Genomic DNA, 6,234 nt, shown 5'->3' with positions numbered 1-6,234 from the left:
TGTGTAAGCGCAGCGATGCGTTGAGCTAACCGGTACTAATGAACCGTGAGGCTTAACCTTACAACGCCGAAGATGTTTTGGCGGAATTGAGAGAAGATTTTCAGCGAGATTACAGATTAAGTTGGTATGCCTGAGGGGATACTGACAGACAGAATTTGCCTGGCGGCACTAGCGCGGTGGTCCCACCTGACCCCATGCCGAACTCAGAAGTGAAACGCCGTAGCGCCGATGGTAGTGTGGGGTCTCCCCATGCGAGAGTAGGGAACTGCCAGGCATCAAACAGGTGAAGAGGCCATCCGGAAGGATGGCCTTTTTGCGTTGCGGCGGAACAGACAGGAAAGCCCCGTGCGCAGGCACCGGGCTTTTTTGCTTTATGCCTGCCATAAACACCACAAGCGCTCGTCACCTGGATACGGTAAACTTAGCCGTGTTTTTGCATCAGGATACCGCTAATGAATCACTCCCTTAAGCCATGGAATACCTTTGGTATTGATCGGAATGCCCGCCATATTGTTTGTGCCGAAACGTCGCAGCAACTGCTCAATGCATGGCAGGACGCGTTACAGAGCCAGCAGGCCGTACTAATTCTGGGTGAAGGCAGTAACGTGCTATTTCTCGAAGATTTTTCCGGAACGGTCATTATCAATCGTATTATGGGTATTGAGGTGCGTGAAGAAGCCGATGCATGGTATCTACACGTTGGTGCGGGCGAAAACTGGCATCACCTGGTACAACTAACTCTTGAACGCGGAATGCCGGGTCTTGAGAATCTGGCGCTTATTCCGGGTTGTATGGGGAGTTCACCGATTCAGAATATTGGTGCATATGGAATCGAGTTGCAGCGCGTCTGCCACTATGTCGACTGTGTGGAACTCAGCAGTGGTGAATCTAAGCGTTTGTCCGCAGAGGCTTGTCGTTTTGGCTATCGCGATAGCATCTTTAAACATGAGTACCAGGATCGTTATGCCATTACGGCGGTCGGTTTGCGTCTGGCAAAAAACTGGCAACCGGTACTGACCTACGGTGACCTGACCCGGCTTGATCCTGCGACAGTCACACCGAAAGATGTCTTTGACGCTGTATGCCATATGCGTACCAGCAAATTACCGGACCCAAAAGTTAACGGGAATGCTGGTAGCTTCTTTAAAAATCCGGTGATCACCGCTGAACAGGCGGGCTCCTTACTCTCCGCTTTTCCTGAGGCTCCGCATTATCCTCAAGCTGACGGTTCCGTAAAACTGGCGGCTGCCTGGCTAATCGATCAATGTCAGCTGAAAGGTGCGACTGTTGGTGGTGCAGCGATCCATCATTTACAAGCTCTGGTGCTGATAAATACCGGGCAGGCTACAAGCGATGATGTGGTGCAACTCGCTCATCTTGTGCGCCAGCGCGTAGGCGAGAAGTTTAATGTCTGGCTAGAGCCGGAAGTGCGTTTTATCGGCTGCGCCGGTGAGGTGAATGCCGTGGAGACGATTGCATGAAGGATAATACCGTTCCGTTAACGCTGATTTCTATTCTGGCAGATGGCGAATTCCATTCTGGCGAGCAGTTGGGCGAACGCCTGGGAATGAGTCGGGCGGCAATCAATAAACATGTCCAGACCCTCCGTGACTGGGGAATCGAAATCTTTACTGTTCCGGGTAAGGGTTACAGTTTACCGGAACCTATCCAGCTTCTGGATGAAGCATTGATCCGTTCATGTATTACCCAAGGGAATATTGCTGTTTTACCGGTAATTGACTCAACAAATCAGTATTTGCTGGATCGCCTTAATGAGCTGCATTCAGGTGATGCCTGTGTGGCGGAATATCAACAGGCAGGTCGTGGTCGCCGTGGTCGCAAATGGATCTCTCCGTTCGGTTCGAATCTCTATATCTCTATGTATTGGCGTTTGGATCAAGGGCCAGCAGCGGCGATCGGCTTAAGCCTGGTAATAGGTATTGTAATGGCTGAAGTTTTACGCGATTTAGGCGCCGCTGAAGTGCGGGTTAAATGGCCAAACGATCTCTACCTTCAGGATCGTAAACTGGCGGGCATCCTCGTCGAATTAACCGGCAAAACTGGTGATGCGGCACAGATCGTGGTTGGTGCTGGAGTTAATCTGATGATGCGTAAAGCACAGGCTGAAGACATCAGCCAGAGCTGGATTAACCTGCAGGAAGCTGGCGTTCGCATCGATCGAAACATGCTCGCTATACGTCTGGTTAGTGAATTACGCACCGCGCTAAAATGCTTTGAGCAAGAAGGGCTTGCTCCGTTCCTTTCTCGCTGGGTAAAACTGGATAATTTTATTAATCGCCCGGTAAAACTGATTATCGGTGAGAAAGAAATTGTAGGTATTTCCCGTGGTATTGATGAGCAAGGAGCACTACTGCTTGAACGGGATGGAGTTATAAAACCTTGGGTCGGCGGAGAGATTTCACTACGTAGCGCAGAATAAAAAAGGGGAGCGGAATGCTCCCTTTATTTATTTACGTAAACGAACCTGCTCAACCGCATGGTTAGCGCTTTTAGTCATAATCAGGCTGGCCCGCTCGCGCGTTGGTAAAATATTTTCTTTAAGATTTAGGCCGTTAATTTCTTTCCACAGTGACAAGGCGATCTCAATCGCTTCCTGTTCGGATAATTTCGCATAATTGTGAAAATAGGAATCAGGGTTGGTAAATGCGCCTTCGCGGAACTTCAGGAAGCGGTTGATATACCAGGCTTGTAACAGATCTTCCGGTGCATCAACATAAATAGAAAAATCGACAAAGTCGGAGACAAATACATGATGCGGGTCATGAGGATAATCCATGCCGCTCTGTAATACATTCAACCCTTCGAGAATTAAAATATCAGGCTGGGTAACCGTTTTATCCCCATCCGGAATCACGTCATATATAAGGTGCGAATAAACCGGCGCTGTGACATTCGGCACCCCGGATTTAATATCCGAAACAAACTGCACCAGGCGATGCATATCATAAGATTGCGGGAAACCTTTTTTCTTCATTAGCCCACGATCTTTCAGTACCTGATTAGGATGCAAAAAACCATCAGTCGTAATGAGTTCAACACGGCGATGTTCAGGCCAGCGACTCAGTAGTGCCTGTAGCACACGGGCGGTAGTGCTTTTACCAACCGCTACGCTGCCTGCAATACTAATGATATACGGAATGCGTTGGCCATTCGTCCCAAGAAATTGCTCAAGTACGGCCTGGCGGCGCAGGTTCGAACTGATATAGAAATTGAGTAAACGAGAAAGGGGGAGATAAATCTCCGCAACTTCTTCCAAAGAAAGGTCTTCATTAATGCCTTTTAATCGTGCGATTTCGCCTTCGGTAAGCGTCATCGGAACTGAATCACGAAGAGCAGCCCACTGGCTGCGATTAAACTGTAAGTAAGGCGTCATTAACGTTTGCTCTTTTTTACTCATAAGCTTTATCTGCCCGCTATTACCCCTCATCACGTAGGTTTCCAGTACGTAGTGAAAGAGAGTCTCTCAAGGTAATGCTATGGCTAGACGTTATTGAAATAAGTGGGATCAATGGGCAGGAGGTTAACACCAGATGACAGGGAATAATATGAAAAATCTCGCCTGCGTGATGCTTTCCCTCGGAAGCATCACGCTCTGTACATCAACTGGCAATAGAACGAACACACTGATTCACCGCAAATAAACGTTTGAAGTAAATGGCTGCTGGTTGGTAATAACCATCTGCTGAGCAGAGATAATCGGGGATTTCCCCAAGGCAGCGATATCCTTGCGAACGATAAAATGCTTCTGCAGCAGAACCTGACGGTGTTTCCAGCCATAGCAGACCGCGCTGCCGCATGCAGGCTGTTTTTTCCAACTCGGCCAGGAGCTTCTTCCCAATACCTGTGCGCCGTGCTCGGTGGTGTACCAGTAATAATTTTATGTTGGCCCTGTTCAGTGCTTCAGGTTGCATGGGGAACTGCAGACTAACGCTGCCCGCAACCCCCTGCTCATCGCGTGCAATCCAGATCAGGCGTTCACCTGTTTCCAGTTCACTGCGTAACCGCGAGAAGGCGCTTTCTGCTTCCTGCTGGCTAATCGTGCGTTGATACCCAATGGAGGCCCCGCTATGAAGTGCATCAAGCAGCAATTCAGCGAGTTCTGGACAATAGACTGGCAAAGTAGCTGCGTTTAACAAGACAATTTTCATCGTAAAACCTCCATTGAGTTGGTGCCTAAAGCGATGCAATTAGTGATCCAACACACAATCTGTGTCCGGCTTCAGAGATATTCACTATGGCGATGGCTTTTTGCACCATGTTAACGCGGCTGCACCGAAGAGATGCCCGATGTTGTCGCGATTAGAGGGGGGCTTACTGGCGCAAAGTTGCGGAACGTAGTGCTGTTTTTTTATACTTAACTGCGTAAAATTACAGCGTTTATATAAGGCGTCGTGCAAAATGTGAGCGATAGAGCGTTTTGTGCAATTTTTTTGTTGCATCAACTCCTCTGTCTCCCTAGAATGCGCGCTACTTGATGCCGACTTAGCTCAGTAGGTAGAGCAACTGACTTGTAATCAGTAGGTCACCAGTTCGATTCCGGTAGTCGGCACCATCAAGTCCGGTGGGGTTCCCGAGCGGCCAAAGGGAGCAGACTGTAAATCTGCCGTCACAGACTTCGAAGGTTCGAATCCTTCCCCCACCACCATTTTCGGTTACGCTAAAACGTAACCAGAGTTGGTGTCAGTTGTGAATCAGCTCTTAGGGAGAGAATCTTCTCCCGACAATACAGAAGCACTGGGTAGCCGAGTTTCAGGATGCGGGCATCGTATAATGGCTATTACCTCAGCCTTCCAAGCTGATGATGCGGGTTCGATTCCCGCTGCCCGCTCCACGATGTGCTGATATGGCTCAGTTGGTAGAGCGCACCCTTGGTAAGGGTGAGGTCCCCAGTTCGACTCTGGGTATCAGCACCACTTCATTTCTCCTCCCCGGTTTTTCTTCTGTTATTTAGCATTCAACAAGTCGGGCGTGTTGCCTGGTTGATGTGGTGATATCACCGATTTATCCGTGTCTTAGAGGGACAATCGATGTCTAAAGAAAAGTTTGAACGTACAAAACCGCACGTTAACGTCGGTACTATCGGCCACGTTGACCATGGTAAAACAACGCTGACTGCTGCAATCACTACCGTTCTGGCAAAAACCTACGGTGGTTCTGCTCGCGCATTCGACCAGATCGATAACGCGCCGGAAGAAAAAGCTCGTGGTATCACCATCAACACATCTCACGTTGAATATGACACCCCGAGTCGCCACTACGCGCACGTAGACTGCCCGGGGCACGCCGACTATGTTAAAAACATGATCACCGGTGCTGCGCAGATGGATGGCGCGATCCTGGTTGTTGCTGCGACTGACGGCCCGATGCCGCAGACCCGTGAGCACATCCTGCTGGGTCGTCAGGTAGGCGTTCCGTACATCATCGTGTTCCTGAACAAATGTGACATGGTTGATGACGAAGAGCTGCTGGAACTGGTTGAGATGGAAGTTCGTGAACTGCTGTCTCAGTACGATTTCCCGGGCGACGACACGCCGATCGTTCGTGGTTCTGCTCTGAAAGCGCTGGAAGGCGAAGCAGAGTGGGAAGCGAAAATCATTGAACTGGCTGGCTTCCTGGATACCTACATTCCGGAACCGGAACGTGCGATTGACAAGCCGTTCCTGCTGCCGATCGAAGACGTATTCTCCATCTCCGGTCGTGGTACCGTTGTTACCGGTCGTGTAGAGCGCGGTATCATCAAAGTGGGTGAAGAAGTTGAAATCGTTGGTATCAAAGATACCGCGAAATCCACCTGTACTGGTGTTGAAATGTTCCGCAAACTGCTGGACGAAGGCCGTGCGGGTGAGAACGTCGGTGTTCTGCTGCGTGGTATCAAACGTGAAGAAATCGAACGTGGTCAGGTACTGGCTAAGCCGGGTTCTATCAAGCCGCACACCAAATTCGAATCTGAAGTTTATATCCTGTCCAAAGACGAAGGCGGCCGTCACACTCCGTTCTTCAAAGGCTACCGTCCGCAGTTCTACTTCCGTACAACTGACGTGACAGGCACCATCGAACTGCCGGAAGGCGTAGAGATGGTAATGCCGGGCGACAACATCAAAATGGTTGTTACCCTGATTCACCCGATTGCGATGGACGATGGTCTGCGTTTCGCAATCCGTGAAGGCGGCCGTACCGTTGGCGCGGGCGTTGTAGCAAAAGTTCTCAGCTAAT

At 49.8% G+C, this 6,234-nt stretch carries 5 protein-coding genes, 4 tRNA genes and 1 rRNA gene; 8 read left to right on the top strand and 2 right to left on the bottom strand.

The window, feature by feature from the left end; all coding sequences use genetic code 11:
- The first annotated feature begins 158 nt into the window (after positions 1-158).
- From rrf to birA, 3 genes are all read left to right on the top strand, one after another.
- Positions 159-274: ribosomal RNA gene (gene rrf / locus BM427_RS25035) — 5S ribosomal RNA — on the top strand.
- Positions 275-452: 178 nt separating this feature from the next.
- Entirely contained in the window at positions 453-1,481 is a 1,029-nt protein-coding gene (gene murB / locus BM427_RS25030; RefSeq protein WP_090127232.1) for a UDP-N-acetylmuramate dehydrogenase, read from the top strand.
- Positions 1,478-2,440 carry a bifunctional biotin--[acetyl-CoA-carboxylase] ligase/biotin operon repressor BirA gene (gene birA, locus BM427_RS25025; RefSeq protein WP_090127231.1) on the top strand — a complete coding sequence of 321 codons (963 nt, stop codon included), beginning with the start codon at positions 1,478-1,480 and terminating at the stop codon, positions 2,438-2,440. The genes murB and birA overlap by 4 nt, the downstream gene beginning before the upstream one ends.
- 27 nt (positions 2,441-2,467) lie before the next feature.
- Here birA and coaA read toward each other — a convergent pair whose 3' ends face one another.
- Positions 2,468-3,418 (bottom strand): type I pantothenate kinase, encoded by a 951-nt coding sequence (coaA, locus tag BM427_RS25020; RefSeq protein WP_090127230.1) that lies wholly within the window; start codon positions 3,416-3,418, stop codon positions 2,468-2,470.
- Positions 3,419-3,620: 202 nt separating this feature from the next.
- The gene (locus BM427_RS25015; protein WP_090127229.1) at positions 3,621-4,169 is read right to left on the bottom strand and encodes a GNAT family N-acetyltransferase; all 549 of its coding nucleotides are present in this window, start codon (positions 4,167-4,169) and stop codon (positions 3,621-3,623) included.
- Between the two features lie 328 nt (positions 4,170-4,497).
- Here BM427_RS25015 and BM427_RS25010 point away from each other — a divergent pair.
- The 5 genes from BM427_RS25010 to tuf all read left to right on the top strand — a co-directional run bounded on the left by BM427_RS25010 (position 4,498) and on the right by tuf (position 6,233).
- A tRNA-Thr gene (locus BM427_RS25010) sits at positions 4,498-4,573 on the top strand.
- A gap of 8 nt (positions 4,574-4,581) precedes the next feature.
- A tRNA-Tyr gene (locus BM427_RS25005) sits at positions 4,582-4,666 on the top strand.
- A gap of 111 nt (positions 4,667-4,777) precedes the next feature.
- Positions 4,778-4,852 (top strand) — tRNA-Gly (locus BM427_RS25000).
- A gap of 6 nt (positions 4,853-4,858) precedes the next feature.
- Positions 4,859-4,934 (top strand) — tRNA-Thr (locus tag BM427_RS24995).
- A gap of 114 nt (positions 4,935-5,048) precedes the next feature.
- Positions 5,049-6,233: an elongation factor Tu gene (gene tuf / locus BM427_RS24990; RefSeq protein ID WP_090127228.1), complete on the top strand. Its 1,185-nt coding sequence runs from the start codon at positions 5,049-5,051 to the stop codon at positions 6,231-6,233.
- Position 6,234 lies beyond the last annotated feature (1 nt).

Origin of the sequence: Kosakonia arachidis (assembly GCF_900116535.1) — a bacterium.
In the GTDB taxonomy this organism is placed as follows: Bacteria; Pseudomonadota; Gammaproteobacteria; order Enterobacterales; family Enterobacteriaceae; genus Kosakonia; species Kosakonia arachidis.
Note: the sequence above shows the minus strand (reverse complement) of the source record. Positions and strands in the feature narration are given on the sequence as shown.

Coding starts and splice junctions, on each gene's coding strand:
- murB (WP_090127232.1), top strand. CDS start 453: ATGAATCACTCCCTTAAGCCATGGAATACCTTTGGTATTGATCGGAAT.
- birA (WP_090127231.1), top strand. CDS start 1,478: ATGAAGGATAATACCGTTCCGTTAACGCTGATTTCTATTCTGGCAGAT.
- coaA (WP_090127230.1), bottom strand. CDS start 3,418: ATGAGTAAAAAAGAGCAAACGTTAATGACGCCTTACTTACAGTTTAAT.
- BM427_RS25015 (WP_090127229.1), bottom strand. CDS start 4,169: ATGAAAATTGTCTTGTTAAACGCAGCTACTTTGCCAGTCTATTGTCCA.
- tuf (WP_090127228.1), top strand. CDS start 5,049: ATGTCTAAAGAAAAGTTTGAACGTACAAAACCGCACGTTAACGTCGGT.